The 17,822-nt window shown below is 58.5% G+C and carries 17 protein-coding genes and 1 tRNA gene; 3 read left to right on the top strand and 15 right to left on the bottom strand.

Annotated features, from left to right (window positions below; translation table 11 throughout):
• Nucleotides 1–74: 74 nt before the first annotated feature.
• A complete protein-coding gene (locus ACFORG_RS22440) occupies nucleotides 75–1,616 on the bottom strand; it encodes a helicase HerA-like domain-containing protein (protein WP_386737823.1) in 1,542 nt (513 codons plus the stop codon).
• Nucleotides 1,617–2,058: 442 nt separating this feature from the next.
• On the opposite strand from ACFORG_RS22440, the gene ACFORG_RS22435 reads away from it, so the two are divergent.
• Nucleotides 2,059–2,703, top strand: coding sequence for an invasion associated locus B family protein (locus ACFORG_RS22435; protein WP_386737822.1), 645 nt, complete (start codon nucleotides 2,059–2,061; stop codon nucleotides 2,701–2,703).
• A gap of 63 nt (nucleotides 2,704–2,766) precedes the next feature.
• On the opposite strand, the gene ACFORG_RS22430 is transcribed toward ACFORG_RS22435, so the two are convergent.
• From ACFORG_RS22430 to ACFORG_RS22415, 4 genes are read right to left on the bottom strand one after another with little or no spacing between them, the layout of a single operon-like run.
• Nucleotides 2,767–3,975 carry a beta-ketoacyl-[acyl-carrier-protein] synthase family protein gene (locus ACFORG_RS22430; RefSeq protein WP_386737821.1) on the bottom strand — a complete coding sequence of 403 codons (1,209 nt, stop codon included), beginning with the start codon at nucleotides 3,973–3,975 and terminating at the stop codon, nucleotides 2,767–2,769.
• A 9-nt stretch (nucleotides 3,976–3,984) separates the two neighbouring features.
• Entirely contained in the window at nucleotides 3,985–4,245 is a 261-nt protein-coding gene (locus ACFORG_RS22425; RefSeq protein ID WP_386737820.1) for an acyl carrier protein, read from the bottom strand.
• Nucleotides 4,246–4,277: 32 nt separating this feature from the next.
• Entirely contained in the window at nucleotides 4,278–5,369 is a 1,092-nt protein-coding gene (gene lpxD / locus ACFORG_RS22420) for a UDP-3-O-(3-hydroxymyristoyl)glucosamine N-acyltransferase (protein WP_386737819.1), read from the bottom strand.
• Between the two features lie 35 nt (nucleotides 5,370–5,404).
• Nucleotides 5,405–7,012 carry a L,D-transpeptidase family protein gene (locus ACFORG_RS22415; protein ID WP_386737818.1) on the bottom strand — a complete coding sequence of 536 codons (1,608 nt, stop codon included), beginning with the start codon at nucleotides 7,010–7,012 and terminating at the stop codon, nucleotides 5,405–5,407.
• A gap of 359 nt (nucleotides 7,013–7,371) precedes the next feature.
• Here ACFORG_RS22415 and ACFORG_RS22410 point away from each other — a divergent pair, with 359 nt between their 5' ends.
• The gene (locus ACFORG_RS22410) at nucleotides 7,372–7,941 is read left to right on the top strand and encodes a YcbK family protein (RefSeq protein WP_386737817.1); all 570 of its coding nucleotides are present in this window, start codon (nucleotides 7,372–7,374) and stop codon (nucleotides 7,939–7,941) included.
• A gap of 167 nt (nucleotides 7,942–8,108) precedes the next feature.
• Nucleotides 8,109–9,806: an adenine deaminase gene (gene ade, locus ACFORG_RS22405; RefSeq protein ID WP_386737816.1), complete on the top strand. Its 1,698-nt coding sequence runs from the start codon at nucleotides 8,109–8,111 to the stop codon at nucleotides 9,804–9,806.
• A 224-nt stretch (nucleotides 9,807–10,030) separates the two neighbouring features.
• Here the strand turns inward: ade and ACFORG_RS22400 are convergent.
• The 10 genes from ACFORG_RS22400 to sufB form a co-directional block, all read right to left on the bottom strand.
• A tRNA-Arg gene (locus ACFORG_RS22400) sits at nucleotides 10,031–10,107 on the bottom strand.
• 48 nt (nucleotides 10,108–10,155) lie between these two features.
• A complete protein-coding gene (locus tag ACFORG_RS22395) occupies nucleotides 10,156–11,376 on the bottom strand; it encodes a cysteine desulfurase (protein ID WP_386737815.1) in 1,221 nt (406 codons plus the stop codon).
• Entirely contained in the window at nucleotides 11,369–11,962 is a 594-nt protein-coding gene (locus ACFORG_RS22390; protein WP_386737814.1) for a Yip1 family protein, read from the bottom strand. The genes ACFORG_RS22395 and ACFORG_RS22390 overlap by 8 nt, the downstream gene beginning before the upstream one ends.
• Nucleotides 11,959–12,444, bottom strand: coding sequence for a YIP1 family protein (locus ACFORG_RS22385; RefSeq protein WP_386737813.1), 486 nt, complete (start codon nucleotides 12,442–12,444; stop codon nucleotides 11,959–11,961). The genes ACFORG_RS22390 and ACFORG_RS22385 overlap by 4 nt, the downstream gene beginning before the upstream one ends.
• Nucleotides 12,444–13,724, bottom strand: coding sequence for a Fe-S cluster assembly protein SufD (gene sufD, locus ACFORG_RS22380; RefSeq protein WP_386737812.1), 1,281 nt, complete (start codon nucleotides 13,722–13,724; stop codon nucleotides 12,444–12,446). Before sufD ends, ACFORG_RS22385 begins: the two co-directional genes overlap by 1 nt.
• Nucleotides 13,724–14,479, bottom strand: a complete 756-nt coding sequence (sufC, locus tag ACFORG_RS22375; protein ID WP_386737811.1) for a Fe-S cluster assembly ATPase SufC — start codon at nucleotides 14,477–14,479, stop codon at nucleotides 13,724–13,726. The genes sufD and sufC overlap by 1 nt, the downstream gene beginning before the upstream one ends.
• A 16-nt stretch (nucleotides 14,480–14,495) precedes the next feature.
• Nucleotides 14,496–15,332 carry a polysaccharide pyruvyl transferase family protein gene (locus ACFORG_RS22370; RefSeq protein ID WP_386737810.1) on the bottom strand — a complete coding sequence of 279 codons (837 nt, stop codon included), beginning with the start codon at nucleotides 15,330–15,332 and terminating at the stop codon, nucleotides 14,496–14,498.
• On the bottom strand, nucleotides 15,332–15,646 hold the full coding sequence (locus ACFORG_RS22365) for a heavy metal-binding domain-containing protein (RefSeq protein ID WP_386737809.1): 315 nt from the start codon (nucleotides 15,644–15,646) through the stop codon (nucleotides 15,332–15,334). The genes ACFORG_RS22370 and ACFORG_RS22365 overlap by 1 nt, the downstream gene beginning before the upstream one ends.
• A gap of 21 nt (nucleotides 15,647–15,667) precedes the next feature.
• Nucleotides 15,668–16,273, bottom strand: coding sequence for a hypothetical protein (locus tag ACFORG_RS22360; RefSeq protein WP_386737808.1), 606 nt, complete (start codon nucleotides 16,271–16,273; stop codon nucleotides 15,668–15,670).
• 28 nt (nucleotides 16,274–16,301) lie between these two features.
• The gene (sufB, locus tag ACFORG_RS22355) at nucleotides 16,302–17,822 is read right to left on the bottom strand and encodes a Fe-S cluster assembly protein SufB (RefSeq protein ID WP_386737807.1); all 1,521 of its coding nucleotides are present in this window, start codon (nucleotides 17,820–17,822) and stop codon (nucleotides 16,302–16,304) included.

Here is a 17,822-nt window from a genome sequence, read left to right as displayed (position 1 = left end):
AACGGGCCAGAGTTCATAAGGAGCTCTGGCCCATCATACTTTTCAGCCTTCGACGGTTTTGGCTTTGGCGGATATCATCGGCCCTTGAATAGTCCGCCCAATATACCGCGCACAATCCGGCGGCCTGTTGTGCCTTTCAGTTCCTTGATGACCGCTTCGCTGAGCGCGCTTCCGAATGTGTCGCGCGTCACCTCTCGCCTCGAAGAGGAACGCTGGACACGTGTGCCGCTATAGCGCCTTGCCGCCGAGTACTCTCGAACGGCGGCGACCTCTTCCTCGTATGAGGCTTCGGCCTTTTCGGCCTCTGATGCCGCGTTCTCGGCTCGCTTGGCCAGTATCTCGTATGCGGAATGCCGATCCACAGTGGCATCGTATTTTGCCGCGAGTTCCGAGGCAGCCAGGACTGCGCGCCGCTCCTTCTCGGTGATTGGACCAAGTTGCGAGGATGGCGGGCGGATCAAGGTGCGCTGAACGATCCCCGGCACGCCCTTTCTCTCCAGCATCGACGTCACGGCTTCGCCAACCCCGACCTCGCGAATGGCGACTTCAGTATCGAAATCGGGGTTCTCGCGATAGGTTTCTGCCGCGCGGGCAAGGTTACGCCGATCCCGCGCAGTGAATGCCCGTAGAGCATGCTGAACCCGATTGCCCAACTGACCTAGAATATCCTCGGGGATGTCCGCTGGCGACTGACTGATGAAGTAGACGCCAACGCCCTTGGACCGGATCAGTCGCGCAACCTGCTCGACCTTGTCCACCAAAGCTTTGGGGGCATCCTCAAACAGCAAATGCGCCTCGTCAAAGAAAAACACGAGGCGAGGTTTGTCAGGGTCTCCGACCTCTGGCAGATCTTCAAACAATTCCGACAAAAGCCAAAGCAGGAATGTGGCGTACAGCCTGGGTGCGCGCATGAGTGTGTCAGCGGCGAGAATGTTGACCATCCCACGTCCGTCCGGGTCCACGCGCATGAGGTCGTTCAGGTCGAGCGCGGGTTCCCCGAACAAACGGTTGCCGCCCTGATTTTCGATCACCAGAAGCCGTCGCTGGATCGCTCCGATCGACGCGGTCGAAATGTTTCCGTAACGCAAGGACAGGTTCGCGCGGTTCTCGCCTACCCAGACAAGCAGGGCTTGCAGATCCTTGAGATCGAGCAAGGGCAAACCTTCTTCGTCGGCGAGGCGAAAAGCTATGTTCAGGATCCCCTCCTGCGCCTCGCTCAATTCCAGAAGCCTTGCCAACAGCAGCGGCCCCATTTCGCTTACGGTCGTACGCACGGGGTGTCCTTGCTTGCCGAACAGATCCCAAAAGGTGACCGGGCTGGCGCGATAGGTATAGTCTTGGAACCCGATCGTTTCCGCACGGGACTTGAATGCCTCGTGCAGTTTGTGGCTTTCCGAACCTGCCAGGGCGAGTCCTGAAAGGTCCCCTTTAACATCTGCGAGAAACACTGGCACGCCTGCTTCGGAAAATCCTTCTGCGAGAATCTGGAGCGAGACTGTCTTGCCGGTTCCTGTTGCGCCAGCTATCAGCCCGTGCCTGTTCGCGTATTTCAGAGCCAACCCTTGCGGTTGACCGTAATCTGGTCCACCGCCGCCCAGAAATATCTTTTCGTCCATTACCTTACGCCTCGAATTTGAACGTTCCGAGCGGAGCATACAAACTTAACCTTTGGCTGCGATAGTCGAAACGTTCCCGGTGCGAAGGTGCCGTTCCGGGGATGAACTTCCTCCCTGTCAGACTGGCCGTGCCTCTGGGCACGGCTTTTTTCATGGGGTTATGCGCATAGCGCCCCGATAATGGTCGCAAATTTTGTGTCTTGGCTGTTGACCGATGCCACGCCCTTGCGTAACGTTCTGCCAATAACTAAGTCGGCCAGTCCGACGGGGAGACACATTCGTAAAAGGGAGCCGAGAACCGGCTCCCTTTTTCTTTTGAAGCGGCTACACGAGGTCACCCGAGGTTCGGTCACTTTTTGCCGCTGTCCGGCAAATGACCCTGACAGGGCGTGCGCTGCGTGCTAGAGCAATTGCGAATTCACACGGGATCGAAGAGGCATCAATGTTCAAGACCCTGACCCCTCTCTGCACTATCGCGCTTCTGGCCGCGACCCAGCCATTGCTGGCGCAAGAGACCACAAACACCGAGCAGGCACAGACCGAAGAGAGCCAGACGCAGGAAAGCACTACCGAGCAAGCCCCTGCAAAAACGGCGGACGAGCTTTTGGACCTCGGCACGCCTGAAGGTCCGCAACTTGGCGAACGCTACTCGAAAGAGAAATTCGGCGACTGGGATCTAGCCTGTATCAAGACCGAGGCAGAACAAGACCCCTGCTCGCTTCTCCAGATCATGGCAGACAGCAATGGCAACCCGATGGCCGAAATGTCCCTGTTCCGGCTCGAAGAGGGTCAGGTAGCTGTGGCTGGCGCTACGATCATCGTTCCACTCGAAACCCTGCTCCCCGCGCAGTTGACGATGTCGATCGATGGTGGCCCGGGCAAGCGGTACAATTACTCGTTCTGCAACCCGATCGGCTGCGTCGCGCAGATCGGCCTGACCGAGGCCGACATCAACGCCATGAAGCGCGGTGCCGAGGCGACCTTGACCCTCGTGCCGGCACCGGCGCCGGATCAGAAAGTTACCATGACACTGTCCCTGACAGGTTTCACCGCAGGCTACGACGTCGTGGATGTTGTTGCAAACTAAGCAAAATTTATCACACGCAGTACGGCCGCCTCGGAAAAGGGCGGCCGGTTTCGTCTGTATCTATCAGATGCGTTTGACCGCAAGAACAGCGTTCAATCCGCCAAATGCAAATGCATTGGACAGTGCGTACTCAACCGGTACTTCACGTGCCTCGTTCGGCACGACATCCAGTGCACATTCAGGATCGGTTTCTTCATAACCAATGGTAGGCGCGACAACACCATCGCGTACAGCCATTATGCAGGCCAGAAGTTCGACCGCTCCGGTTCCACCTATCAAGTGGCCATGCATGGATTTTGTGGACGAGATCAGAAGATTGTCTGCGTGAGGGCCGAATACATCCGCAACGGCGGCGCATTCGGTTTTGTCATTGGCCGCCGTACCCGTGCCGTGGGCATTGATATAGCCGACCTTCCCCGCGTCGATACCGCCATCGGCCAATGCCCCGGCCATGGCCCGCGACGCACCCTGCTTTGAGGGCATGACGATATCGGCCGCGTCCGAGGACATCGCATATCCCACGACCTCGCACAGGATGTCCGCCCCACGCGCCTTGGCGTGCTCGTATTCTTCAAAGACGAAAACACCGGCGCCTTCGCCCTGAACCATGCCGTTGCGATTTGCACTGAAGGGTCGGCATGCGTCCTTGGACATCACGCGCAGACCTTCCCACGCTTTGACCCCGCCAAAGCACAGCATCGATTCCGACCCGCCCGTCAGCATTGCCGGGGCCGCGCCCGAGCGCACCATTTGAAACGCCAGGGCCATTGCATGATTTGACGATGCGCAGGCGGTAGAGACGGTAAAGCTCGGACCCTTGAGGTTGTATTCCATCGACACGTGGCTCGCGGCCGCGTTGTTCATCAGTTTGGGAACGACGAAGGGATGAACGCGGTTCTTACCTTCCTCGTAAACAGCACGGTAATTGTCGTCCCATGTCGATACACCACCGCCCGCTGTTCCCAGCACGACACCTGATCGCGCTGCCGTATCACCGTGAAACTCGATGCCCGATTGCTCGATCGCTTCTTTGGCCGCTGTAAGCGTGAACTGGGTAAATCGATCATAGAGAGTCATCTGCTGCCGGTTGAAGCGGCCTTCGGCCTCGAACCCTCGGACCTGCCCGCCAATCCTGATGGCGAGGCGGTCGACATCTCGGAAATCCAGCTCGGCAATTCCGCAACGCCCTTCACGCATCGCTTCAAGTGTGTCGGGAACTGAGTGACCAAGAGCGTTGATCGTTCCCGCTCCAGTGATGACGACCCTTTTCATCTGCCTGGATCAGCCCTGCTGTTCCGAGACAAGCCGTTCGATTCCATCGATAATCGCGCCCACGGTCGAGATATCAAAATCGCTGGCTGTCGGCTCATTGGCATTGAAGGGAATGGAAATGTCGAACTCCTCTTCGATGGCAAAGATGCTCTCCACCAACCCAAGGCTATCGATGCCCAAATCCTCAAGCGTGCTTTCGCGCGTTACGTCCGTCGGTTCAAGGACGGCCTGCTCCGCAATGATTGCGATGACGCGATCGCTGATGCTCATTTGTTATTCCCACTTCCTGATCTGTCGGTGATTTAATCGCTCGACCCGGATTTGAAAACTGCCTTTTTGAGCGCTTCTATGTCACGAGCAAGACGCGGCAGGCGGCGCTGTGCCTTGTAGATCTCTGTGTGGTTTTCCATTTTCACGGCCGGATACCCCATCACAACCCTCCCCTTGGGGACGTTCGACAGGATCTTGGTGCCGCCAGCCGCGATCACGCCATCACCAATGAATATGTTGTCGACTACGCCCACCTGCCCGCCGAGAACCACGTTGTTGCCAATCTCGACAGACCCGGAGACGCCGCATAAACCACAGAACAGGCAATCGCGCCCGGCGCGTACGTTGTGGCCAATGTGAACCAGGTTGTCGAGCTTACAGCCATCGCCGATGACGGTGTTGCGGATCGTGCCATTGTCGATAGTCGAGTTTGCACCAACCTCGACATCGTCACCGATTTCAACCGCGCCTATGGAATGGATTCGCAGCCAGCTTTGAGCCCTTGCATCCGCCTGGTCGCCCATGGTCTTTCGTACATTCTCGACGCCTGAAACCTCGGGCGTGACAAAACTGAACCCGTCGGCGCCGATCCGCGCGCCAGGCTGGGCCACGAACCGTTTGCCGACGCGAACACGTGCCCCGATGCTGACCATCTCGCGGAGTACGGCACCCTCTCCCAGTTCCGCATCCATCCCGATCGTCACATGCGGACCGATGACAGCCCCTGCCCCGATCCGGGCTCGCGCACCGATCACGGCGAGCGGGCCGATAGCACACCCTTCGTCGATGACGGCGGTTGGATCGACAACGGCAGACGGATGGATACCAGGCTCTACGCCCTGACCGCGATCCATGAGCGCCGTCAAACCAGCCATGGCCATGCGCGGACGAGGCGCAAAGATTACTGCGTCAAGGCCTAGCTCTTGCCATTCCGCGCCGGGCCAAAGGATCGCGGCACGCGCCTGACCCCGACCAAGGGCATCCGCATATTTGGGCGACATGGCCAAGGCTATTTCGGAAGGGCTCGCATCTGCCGGCTCCGCCGCGCCCGAGATAGTCAGCGCAAGGTCACCTGCGGCCTCGGCATCTATCGCGTGGGCCAATTCCTGGATCGTGATTTGCATGGGGCCCTCCGCTAAGGGGTTGCTTGCCCCGGTCCTTACATCCGAACCGCTGGAAGAGTCACCCCCGCGGCGCTCAGCGCCTCCCAGATTTTGGCGTCACGCTCGTATACGTCGCGGCGATACTCGGCCTGCCCCCGCTCACCAATCCAGGCAGTGCGATAAATCAGGTGTACCGGAACCGGTTGCTCGAGATTGACCCGTGTTTCACGACCGCTATCCAACACCCGGTGAAAAAACGCTTTTGGGTCCTCTTCCTGCCGGGCAAGAAGCGCATAGGCGAATTCGAAAGGCTCCGCCAAGCGAATGCAGCCATGCGAATAAGCGCGGACGTCGTGAGCAAACAGATGCTTCTGCGGCGTATCATGGAGGTAAATGTTGTACTGGTTCGGGAACATGAATTTCACGAGGCCAAGCGCGTTGTTCTTTCCCGGAGGCTGGCGCATCGCGAAAGGGAAACTGCGGGCCGAATAACGCGAGAAGTTGTGGTTACGGCTGACGCGACGCCCACGACTGTCCGTGATTTCGAGATGTCCCACCGCGCGTGGATTGCGGCGCAATTTGGGAAGGTATTCCTTGGTGACGATCGAACGCGGTACATACCAGCTCGGGTTGATAACCATATGCTCCATAACGTCCGAGAACTCGGGGCTGCGGCGGTCCTCGGTGTTCTTGCCGATCACCGCACGGGTCTGAAAGGTGACTTGCCCATGATCGACGATTCGTGCTGAGAAATCGGTCTGGTTGACAAGGATATGCCGCTCTCCGCGTTCGCGCGGCAGCCAGCGTTCACGTTCGAGCGCGACCAGAACCGACTTCAGCCGCTCTTCCGGGCCAATATTGACGGCCGTTATCGTTGACGGTCCAGCCACGCCGTCGGTTTCCAGACCGTTTGCTGCTTGGAATGAAAGCACCGCGCGGCGCAAGTCATCATCGTAGCGTGCAACCGAGCTGCGTGGAAGAAACCCCATCGCGATGAGGCGATCGCGCAATGCAACCACGGCAGGCCCCGAGTTACCCGGCTCCAATTTCTCCACCGGGACCCGCGCGCCCCAACCGCCTTGTGCGATCTGGCCTTCAAGCCGCATCTTTTCCTTCAACAACGCGCGATATTGCATAGAAGCCGGAGCCAGCGCGCGCAAATACTGTATGGGCTCGGCCTTTGAGAATTCGGCAAGCAGACGCGCGGCATCTGGACGATCGACCTCGCGCTTGAGGCCGCCGTCTACCCTTGCAGGTACCAATACACCCGAGCGCAAATCAGTTGCATATTCAACGAAGGCGCGGCTGAGCATGGCTTCGACAAGGCCCAGGTCGCGCACCGTGCGCGCATCGCGCATTTCCGCAAGTAGGCGATCCACCGGGTAGCGCCCCGCCGGAAGGCCCTGAAGTCCTGCCGTTTCCAACGCCTCGAACAATGCAGCGCGCCTTGCGCGATGCACGTCGTCCTCACCGGTCCACAACGGCGCATAGCCTGTCTGACGGTAGAAAGTGGCAATCGCATCGTCGACGGAAGCCGATTCTGCCACGGCTTGCTTGAAGGCAGTCACCTGTGCCGAGGCCGGGGCGCCAGCGACGCCTAGCGAAAGAGCCAAGAGGCAGGATGACAGGGCGAGGGCGTTGGCCCGCTTGAGAAAGAGCTTCATGAACAAACCTTGGAACGTGTTGGGCGGATGCATTTAACCTAACTCACGATCATCATTCGAGGTTTCAGCCGGGTCCATTCACATTGTCATGAGAAGGCCAGAAACGCGCAACCTGATGCCGCGCTGCATCGCCCGTTCAAAATCGACTGAAGAGCAAACAAACTGCTTGCGGGTTCCTGCGCAGCTTTTTGGCATTTGCGCAAGTTTTCGCCGAAATTTCCCCCTAGACAAATACCCTAGGAACTAAAGCTTGGTTCGCAAAACCCGCTATGCCATACCGTCTGCATCTGGGGATGGATGTTAATAAAGGGCACGTAACATCGTGCCATGGCAGGAATACGTACGGGACTACGAACTCTATGGAACAGTTGAAATCTGCGGGTATCACCCGCCGGGCACTCCTTGGTGCCTTCGCGGCAACCGCTGTGGCAGCGGCGCCAACATACTCGAACGCAGCCGGGTTCCTTCGCGGAGGCGGCGACATTCGGCGCCTCAAGATGTATTCGGGACGGACCGGCGAACGGATCGATATGATCTACTGGATCGACGGCGACTACATCAAGGACGCTGTGACCGAGATCAACAATTTCATGCGCGACTGGCGCACCGATGACGTGAAGGCCATTGATCTCCGCACAATCGACATCCTGACAGCGGCACATGGCCTGCTCGACGTGAACGAGCCCTACATGCTGCTTTCCGGCTACAGAAGCCCCAAGACCAACGCGATGCTTCGTTCGCGTTCACGTGGCGTAGCAAAAAACTCTCTGCATCTCAAAGGCCAAGCAGCCGACGTTCGCGTATCTTCGCGCTCGGTCAGCCAAGTAGCCAAGGCTGCCATGTCATGCCGTGCCGGCGGGGTCGGACGCTACTCGCGGTCTAACTTCGTTCACATGGATTGTGGCGCAGTACGCTCTTGGGGCGGCTGATCCTGGACTGAAGACGCACTCACGGTTCACCTATCGAAAGACCCTCGCGCAGTTCCCACTGCCCGGGGGTTTTTCGTTTCTCACTGCCACATGATCATCTGGACGTTGCCGCAAGGATCGGTGACAGTCGCGTCACACCCAAGAACAACACTGGCGGAGGACGTGCCATGGCGGAACTGGCTGACCGGATCTCGGCGGGGCGCGGCGATCAGCCGGCGGACCTTGTCCTGCGCGGCGGAACCGTCTTTGATGTTGTCACCGGCGCCCGGATCGATGGAGACGTTGCGATCTACGACGGCTTGATCGTAGGAATTGGCGCAGAATACGAAGCGGTACAGATCGAAGACGTCAGCGGTCTAATCCTTGTACCGGGTTTCATCGATACGCATCTGCATATCGAAAGCTCTCTGGTGACACCGTTTGAATTCGATCGATGCGTAACGCCGCGCGGCATCACAACCGCCATCTGCGACCCACATGAAATTGCAAACGTAATCGGCGTGGACGGCATTCGCTATTTCCAAGAGGCAAGTCGGCACACGCTGATGGATATCCGGGTGCAACTGTCTTCCTGTGTGCCTTCGACCCATATGGAAACCGCAGGGGCCGAAATCACCGCCGGAGATCTGACATCTCTCATGGGCCATGCCTCTGGAATCGGGTTGGCCGAATTCATGAATTATCCCGGTGTGATTAACCGCGATCCCGCTTGCCTCGAAAAACTCTCTCTGTTTCAGGGCGGTCACATTGATGGTCATTGCCCGCAATTGTCTGGCCGTGACCTGAACGCATATGTCGCTGCAGGAGTCCGCACAGAGCATGAGGCGACAACCGCTGAGGAAGCAATTGAAAAACTGCAGAAAGGCATGCGCGTACTTATTCGCGAGGGATCAGTTTCCAAGGATCTGGACGCCCTCGCCCCGGTTCTGAGCGATGTGACATCGGCCTATATGTGCCTATGTACGGACGACCGAAATCCGCTCGATATCGATGAGTACGGACATCTCGATTACATGATCTCGATGCTGATTGCCAAGGGGTGCTCTCCGCTCGCTGCTTATCGCGCCGCGTCGCTCTCTGCGGCCGAAGCATTCGGCCTCAAGGATCGTGGACAGATTGCGCCGGGCAAACGCGCCGACATCGTCGCGATAGGTTCCTTGCAAGCCTGTGATGCCCAAGCTGTCTGGTGCGCGGGCCGCCGCGTGGATCACGCCGCCTTCGATGCGCGGCAGTTCGTTCCACCTGTTGGATTACATTCCGTCAAGGCTCCTCACCTGCGATCAGAGAATTTTCGTGCCCGCGCCAACCGACCGGAAACCGACGTGATCGGAATCGTCGAAGGTAAAATCATAACGGAGCATCTGCGAGAAGACATCGAAGTTTTGGATGGCGACAAGAGGCCAGATCCCGAACGTGATCTGGCCCGTATCGCGGTGATCGAACGCCATGGCAAGAACGGAAACATCGCGACGGGTTTCGTGCGCGGCTTCGGGATCGGCGGTGGAGCCATCGCGTCCACGGTCTGCCACGACCATCACAATATCGCCTGTGTCGGCATCGATTATGCCGACATGGCGTTGGCCGCCAACCGGCTATCCGAAATCGACGGTGGGTTCGTCGTATCCCGTGATGGTGAGGTCATCGCCGAGCTCGCTCTGCCCGTGGCCGGTCTCATGTCACTTGCACCATTCGAAGAGGTCCGCGATAGGTTGAAAACGCTGCGCGACGCAGCCCGATCCCTTGGCGTCACGCTCGAAGAACCATTCCTTCAGCTAGCTTTCCTCGCGCTTCCAGTCATTCCAGCATTGAAGATCACCGATCGCGGAATGGTGGACGTAACCCGATTTGAAATCATTTCAGGTTAGCAAGTCTGGGAATACTCTTATGCTGATATGGAAGCCCACGAATATCAATCCGCCGAGCTCCTTAACGAATTTGCTTAGAGGCGATCGTGACGGAAATTGCCACGCGTTGACCCGTAATCTCGAGCACCATGTTTTAGGTTTGCAGGATTAAAAATAGCGGCGATGCTGCCTAGCAAAGTGATGCGACGGGAAAACCGACCCTCAGCGACCAGATTCTGATTTTCTGGCGCACCTGAGAGGATTCGAACCTCTGGCCTCTGCCTTCGGAGGGCAGCGCTCTATCCAGCTGAGCTACAGGTGCGTCCGGTTTTGCTACCGGTCTTTGGCGACCGGTGCAACCGCAAAAACATCACGCGAACAGATCATGCGCAAGCTCAAGTGCGTCGATCAGCACGTCAACTTCGTCCCGCGTATTGTAAAGACCAAAGCTCGCACGACAGGTTGCAGTAACACCCAAGTGATCCATCAACGGACCCGCGCAGTGATGGCCTGCCCGAACCGCGACTCCCTTCTTGTCGAGGATGGTGGAAATGTCGTGTGCATGCGCGGCGCCATCCAGCGTGAAGGAGAATATAGCGGCCTTGTCGGGTTGGGTGCCTTGCACTTGCAGCCAGTTGAGCCCGGCAAAACGCTCCATTGCATAGTCGCGAAGCCCCGCTTCATGTGCGGCGATGTTCTCCATACCCAGATCCATCATGTAATCCAGCGCCACGCCCAGACCGATTGTTTGAACGATCCCGGGGGTACCGGCCTCGAACTTCATGGGTGGATCGTTGTAGATCACTTCGTCCTTGTGCACCTCGCGGATCATATCTCCACCGCCGATGAAAGGGCGCATCTCGGCCATTCGCTCCTTGCGGATGTAGATCGCCCCGGACCCTGAGGGACCGTAAAGTTTGTGGCCGGTGATGGCGTAGAAGTCGCAGCCGATCTCGGACAGGTCAACCGCCCCATGCACGGCGGCCTGCGAACCATCGACCAGAACCGGCACGCCCTTGGTGCGTGCACCCTCGCAAATCGCCTTTACATCAACCACGGTGCCGAGAACGTTCGAACAATGCGTTATCGCCACCAACTTGGTTTTGGGTCCGATGGCGTCGATTACGGCTTGTGGGTCGAGTGCTCCTGTCGCGTCCACGTCGACCCATTTCAGATTCACGCCCTGCCGTTCGCGAAGAAAGTGCCACGGAACGATATTCGCGTGGTGTTCCATGACGCTCAGGACAATCTCGTCGCCCGCCTGCAAGTGCGGCATCGCCCAGCCATAGGCGACCAGGTTGATACCCTCGGTCGTGCCCGAGTTCAGAACAATCTCGTCCTCCGATCCTGCGTTCAGGAACGTGGCGACTGTGCCGCGTACGGATTCGTACTTTTCGGTCGCGAGGTTCGACAAGTAATGCAGGCCACGGTGAACATTCGAATACTCTTCGGCATAGGCGCGGGTCACCGCATCAATGACGACCTGCGGCTTTTGTGCCGACGCGCCATTGTCGAGATATGTCAGCGGCTTGCCGTTCACTTCTCGAGAAAGGATCGGGAAGTCGGCCCGGATTTTCGTGACGTCATACATAAGCAGCAGATCCCGTGATCGGTGCGCCGGCGAGCGACAAAAGAACGAATAGCACAAAGGCTATGGCGAAGACCGAGACGATCAAGACCCCCGCAGCGCGCCAGATCGACCCAAGCCGATGTGCCTGGTCGATGAAGTGCAGGAAAATGTAGAGCCCCAGCAGAGCGGCCGCCAAGGCAAGCAGTGCCGACAGGATTGGCACAGTAAGCAAAAGAACGAAGCTGGCGGCCTGCACGACAACGCGCAAGAACTGCATCCAGACCATTAGGGCCATCACTTCATTGAAGGTACCCTGCCCGCCCATCCAGCGCCCAACGCGGTGCAGCGAGATGATCGTCAATATCAGACCACCACCCACTATGGCGGCGTATGCCCCCAACCCTGTTCCCACGCCGGGCAACATTCCATCGACCGGTGGAAAAACCACGTTGATTGCCGCCTGTATCGTGGTGTTCAACACAACGGCCAGCGCCAAGGCTAACCACAACACCTCGCGCGGGAACTCCATGGCCATTATCTGCCGCGCAGCCGAGGCCGGATCGGTCACCGTGGTAACCGCAAGCGTGCGCCAAAAGGCGAAATTCATTCGGCGGGCCTTTCTGCTTGCCTCAATCCTGAAAACCAGAACCAGCCAAACACCACGAGCCACAAAATGCCAACCCCGGAAAGCGCGGGTCCCGGGCCAACGAAACCGGCGAGCAGCCCGTGGAGCAAAAGAAGCGGAGCCGAAGCCAGCAGCGCCCAGAACAGGGCGAGGCGTGCTCCGTACCAGCTTCCTCGGCCCCCGGCGATGCGGGCGACCAGATGGCTGAGTGCCGCTACACCGTACAGGATAAGCGGTGCGATGATCAGCCACGCCAGAAGCGTCCCTCCCAAAAGCATATTGAGTTCCTGCCCCGACAGGTGAGCCTCTCGCGACAGGCGCGGCATCTGCGAAATGAATACCAATGCGCAGGCCGCCATCAGGATCGCCAACGCGCGGTCTTCTCGCTGTCCTGCCGACAACAAGCGTCGGATAACCGCTGCAGGTCCACGATAGGTAGCGACAATGTCCTGGGTGACCGCCATCAGCCCCGCCGGTCCAGCCAGCCTTGCAGACGTGTGACGATGTCTTCGGCGATCGCCTGATCTTCGATTTCCTGCACAGCTTCGGCAAGGAAGGCGAGGGTCAGCATGTCGGTCGCCTTCTTCTCTGGCACGCCACGCGAACGTAGGTAGAAAAGCGCCGTTTCATCGATCGCACCCGAGGTCGAGCCGTGCGAACACGCGACGTCATCGGCATAGATTTCCAGCTCAGGCTTGGCAAGGAACTGACTGTCCTCATCGAGCAACAGGGACTGGCTGATCTGGTAGCCGTCCGTCTTTTGCGCACCTTCTTTCACAAGGATCTTGCCTTGGAACACTCCGGTGGCCCCATTACGCAGGACCTTTTTGAAAACCTGGCGGCTTTCGCAATTCACAGCGTCATGCGTGATAAAGACGGTATCGTCGTGATGGAAATCGCCGTCACCAACGCAAGCGCCCGCGACATGGGCAATCGCGTCATCCCCGGTCAGTTCAACGACCTGCTCATTTCGGGTCAGGACGCCATTTACGGTCAGAGTAAACGATTTGTAGACCGACTCCTTGCCGAGACGGGTAAACATATGCGTGACCGCCCGACGCTCGTGGTCGCGACCTTGGGCCCGGACGTGATGAAGCGTACCCCCGTCTGCGATATCCACTTCGATACTCTTGTTGAACCGCGAGGCCGCGGGTCCATTTTCCAAGATCGTCGCCTCGGCACCGGATTCGACCCGTACAACATGGTGCAGAGTTGCGTCCGATTTATCGTCCTTGTGGATATAGATCAGGCTGATCGGCTTGCTCACCTTGCCCGTCACGTGGATTGCCACGCCATCCGTTGCGAAAGCGGTGTTGAGAGCGGCGAGAGGTCTTTGCACCGGATTATGCCCACGCGCCTCCAGAACCCCGTAAAGATCACGCGCCCAGTGGATATCCTTGCAGCAAATATCCTCGATCCGGTCGATGCGTACACCTTCCATATCGAGATCGTCAGAGGCTTTGGCATCAAACACGCCATCGACGAAAACGATCTTCAGCCGGTCAAACGCACCGAACATGGGGCTTTCGTCGTTTTCGAACACGGCCGCACTTGGCGCTTCAGGCGCCACCAACGTGTCGGGACGCGTGTACTTCCAATATTCATCACGACGCGAGGGCAAACCCATCTCGCGCACCCGCGCCAGTGCGTCCTCGCGCGCCTGGCCAAGGCAACCACCCTGCGGCAGTGACATCGCGGACAACCGCGCCTCGGTCGCGTCCTGTTTCACCTGCGGCAAAGCCATCACTGCACCTCTGCCAGAATGTCGCCATACCCGTTATGCTCGACCTCAAGCGCGAGGTCGGGCCCACCGGTCTTAACGATGCGGCCGTCTGCCATGATGTGCACAACGTCCGGTTTGATGTGATCGAGCAGGCGCTGGTAATGGGTAATCACCAGAAACCCGCGACCAGCATCGCGCAAAGCGTTCACGCCGTCGGCCACCAGCTTCATCGCATCCACGTCAAGACCGGAGTCGGTCTCGTCCAGAATGCACATCTTGGGTTCAAGCATCGCCATCTGCAGGATTTCGTTGCGCTTCTTCTCACCGCCTGAAAAGCCGACATTGACCGGCCGCTTGAGCATCTCTGCATCGATCTTCAGAGCTTTTGCCTTTTCGCGGACCAGCTTGAGGAAATCGGAGGCGGACAGCTCTTCCTCGCCGCGCGCCTTGCGCTGTGCATTCACGGCGGTGCGCAAGAAAGTCATGTTGCCCACACCGGGGATTTCCACCGGATATTGGAATGCAAGAAAAATACCGGCGGCAGCACGCTCTTCGGGTTCCATCTCCAGCAGGTCCTGTCCGTCGAGCTCCGCCGCGCCGTCAGTCACCTCGTAACCATCCCGTCCGGAAAGCACATAAGACAGCGTCGACTTTCCCGAGCCGTTCGGCCCCATGATCGCGTGCACCTTGCCAGCCTCGACGGTCAAGTCGACACCTTTGAGGATTTGCTTGTCCTCTTCTTCAAGTTTGACGTGCAGGTTTTTGATTTCCAGCATTTTTTCCTCTTTGGATTCAGGCCTGTGCGCGGTCGCGCGGCGTTTGGTCGAACGCGCGGAAATGCGCGGGGAATGTTGAAAGAAGGTCCTCGCGCGCACGCGCAATGCCTTCGGCATGAGCAATGGTGTCCCCATCGCGCAAATTGCGCAGCAGGTCGGGAACATCTTCGATCAGAAGTGGATTGACCATCGAACGCGCGATCGATGCTGCGTAATCATGGTACTTGAGAAGGGCCTGTTCTCCCGGTGCAAGCCATGTCGAAGGGACGCCACAGGCATCCGCCACGATCAGCCCGTGCAGGCTGGCCGCGATCACATGCCGGGCCGAGGCAATTCGGCGGCAGACATCCAACGCATCGCCGCGCGGGTCCACAAGCTCGATGGCAGGCTCCGACTGTATCAACAACGAGAGCGCCGGATCGTCAATCATGGAGTGATGTGGAACCAGCACCACGCGATCCTGTCGCTCGGGCAACGGTCCGATGACTTTGTCGGCCAGAAGTCCGGGATCGCCAAAGAGACGGGGCTGAAGCCCCAGGAGGGCAGCGGTAACCGGTCCGCGCACGAGCGCAACATCGACAAATTTCAGGAAGTCGCGCGGCACGGAGTGGAGCAATCCGGCACCCCAGATCACCGGCCGGTGTCCGTCCTTTGGTGCCTCTTGGTACTTTCGGCGCATCACCTGGATCAGCGAACCGATGGCCAACAGATCGCAACTCATCGGCCCCGAATGCACGACTTCACGCCCCGACACGGACTCGACTACTAAGGCAGACAGAGCATCGCCGAAATTCGGTACCCCCTTCCACCAGAAAAGGCGCAATGGCGCGTTATGATCGGGCGCGATCTGCATCAATCCAGTACGACTGCCGTTCCACTCATCGAGACCATGAGCATCGACTCGCCCACCACTTCGTAATCCAGGTCGACACCGACAACGGCATTGGCGCCCTTTTCGCGCGCTTGCTCTTCCAGTTCCGAAAGCGCGATCTCGCGCGCATCGCGCAGCTTTGCCTCGTAAGCACCGGAACGGCCACCGATCACATCCGTTACCGACGCAAAGAAGTCCCGCACCACGTTGGCGCCCATGATGGCCTCGCCCACAACGATGCCGCGGTAATCGGTGATCCGCCGTCCTTCGACGCCCGGGGTAGTCGTTACGATCATTCTCGTCTCCAATCTTCGACTCTATGGCAGGGTCATGAAATGGATCACTCGATCCAGACGGTCGCCGGGAACGGGCGTAGGCTCTACATGGAAGACCCCGACGCGCCCCACGACCAGCGGCGTCCCGATAAAGCTTTCCACCTCGTGCATCCACTTGCGCCGGGTGTAGTCGTCAAACAGAAGAGTTACCGGGCGCGTGATGTTAAACGCGGTTGCCAAGGCGCATCCCACGCGAAACCGTCCGTCTACCAGCACCACGTCCGGGTGCGGCCTGCCCGAAGCCTTCCAGACGCCCAGCGGATAATTCGCATAATCCCGCCATCGTTCCGCCGAGACCGGATGGCCCCAATCATGGGTCTCACCGATGTTCACCCACTGGATGTCAACGGTGCTGTCCTGCGACGGCGGGTTCTCGGCGAACCACTGTTTCATCATCCTTGCCCATCCGCGGTCGCTTTCGACCGAGGTGATATGCTTGTCCTCGAACTCGGCCGCGAGTGCCGTCGACCCGCCCGAGCCATATTCCAGAATGACAGACGCCTCGCGATAGGCCGTGCGCAAAACTTCCGCCTCTTCTGGCGGCATGGTCAGCGTCGGGCGTTTTATACTTGATGGGGCGACCGTCATATCCGGGTCCAGCTCGGTGCGGGCGGGATCAGCCCACCGACCCTTCGAGCGAAATGGCGACAAGCTGCTGCGCTTCCATGGCGAACTCCATCGGCAATGCCTGCAGAACGTCCTTGCAGAAACCGTTGACCACCAAGGCCACCGCCTCTTCCTCGTCCATTCCGCGCTGACGGCAATAGAACAGCTGATCGTCGTCCACCTTAGAGGTCGTCGCCTCGTGTTCGACACGACTCGAGTTGTTGCGGACCTCGATGTAGGGCACTGTATGCGCCCCGCATTTGTCGCCGATCAACAGACTGTCGCACTGGGTATAATTACGGCTTTCCTTTGCCTTCGGGTGCATCGACACCAATCCGCGATAGGTGTTCTGCGCCTTGCCCGCGCTGATCCCCTTGGAGACGATACGTGACTTGGTCCGCTTGCCCAGATGAACCATCTTTGTGCCGGTGTCAGCCTGCTGCATGTTGTTGGTGATTGCGATCGAGTAGAATTCGCCCTGGCTGTCATCACCGCGCAAAATGCAGGACGGATATTTCCATGTCACGGCAGAGCCCGTTTCGACCTGCGTCCACATCACCTTGGACCGGTCGCCACGGCAATCCGCGCGCTTGGTCACAAAGTTATAGATACCGCCCTTGCCATTCTCGTCGCCGGGGAACCAGTTTTGCACCGTGGAGTATTTCACCTCGGCGTCTTCCTCGACGATGATCTCGACCACCGCCGCGTGAAGTTGCGCGGTGTCGCGCTGCGGCGCGGTGCAACCTTCAAGATAAGAGACATACGATCCCTTGTCAGCTATGATCAGCGTCCGCTCGAACTGTCCGGTGTTCTCGGCATTGATGCGGAAATAGGTCGACAACTCCATCGGACAGCGCACGCCCGGAGGCACGTAGACGAACGAACCGTCGGAAAAAACTGCACTGTTCAGAGTGGCATAGAAATTATCAGAAACCGGAACGACGCTGCCCAAGTATTTCTTTACCAATTCAGGGTGTTCGCGGATCGCCTCGGAGATCGAACAGAAGATAACGCCATGCTTCTTCAACTCCGCCTGGAAGGTCGTACCGACCGAAACGGAATCGAATACCGCGTCCACCGCGACCTTGCGGCCTTCGGCAGGTGCGTCTTCGGCGCCCTCGACACCGGCAAGGATCATTTGCTCTTTGAGCGGAATGCCCAGCTTTTCATAGGTCGCCAGCAGCTTGGGGTCGACCTCGTCGAGCGATTTCGGCTTCACCTCCATCGATTTGGGCCGGGCATAGTAATACTGATCCTGAAAGTCGATCTCGGGATAGTCGACCATCGCCCAATCGGGTTCTTCCTTCTGGAGCCAGCGCTCGTAGGCCGCCAACCGCCAATCCGTCATCCACTCAGGCTCGTCATTCTTCTGCGAGATCAGCCGCACGATGTCCGGCGTCAGCCCTTTCGGGGCGTATTCCATCTCGATCTCGGTTTCCCAGCCATATTTGTAGGTGCCGACCTCGCGGACCGCATCCACGGTTTCCTGATCGACGCCTTCTTTCACCTGGGTCTGGTCCAATGCGGCCAT

The sequence above is a fragment of the Lutimaribacter marinistellae genome (genome assembly GCF_042648365.1).
Lineage (GTDB): Bacteria > Pseudomonadota > Alphaproteobacteria > Rhodobacterales > Rhodobacteraceae > Lutimaribacter_A > Lutimaribacter_A marinistellae.
This window is presented reverse-complemented; position numbering and strand designations above follow the sequence as displayed.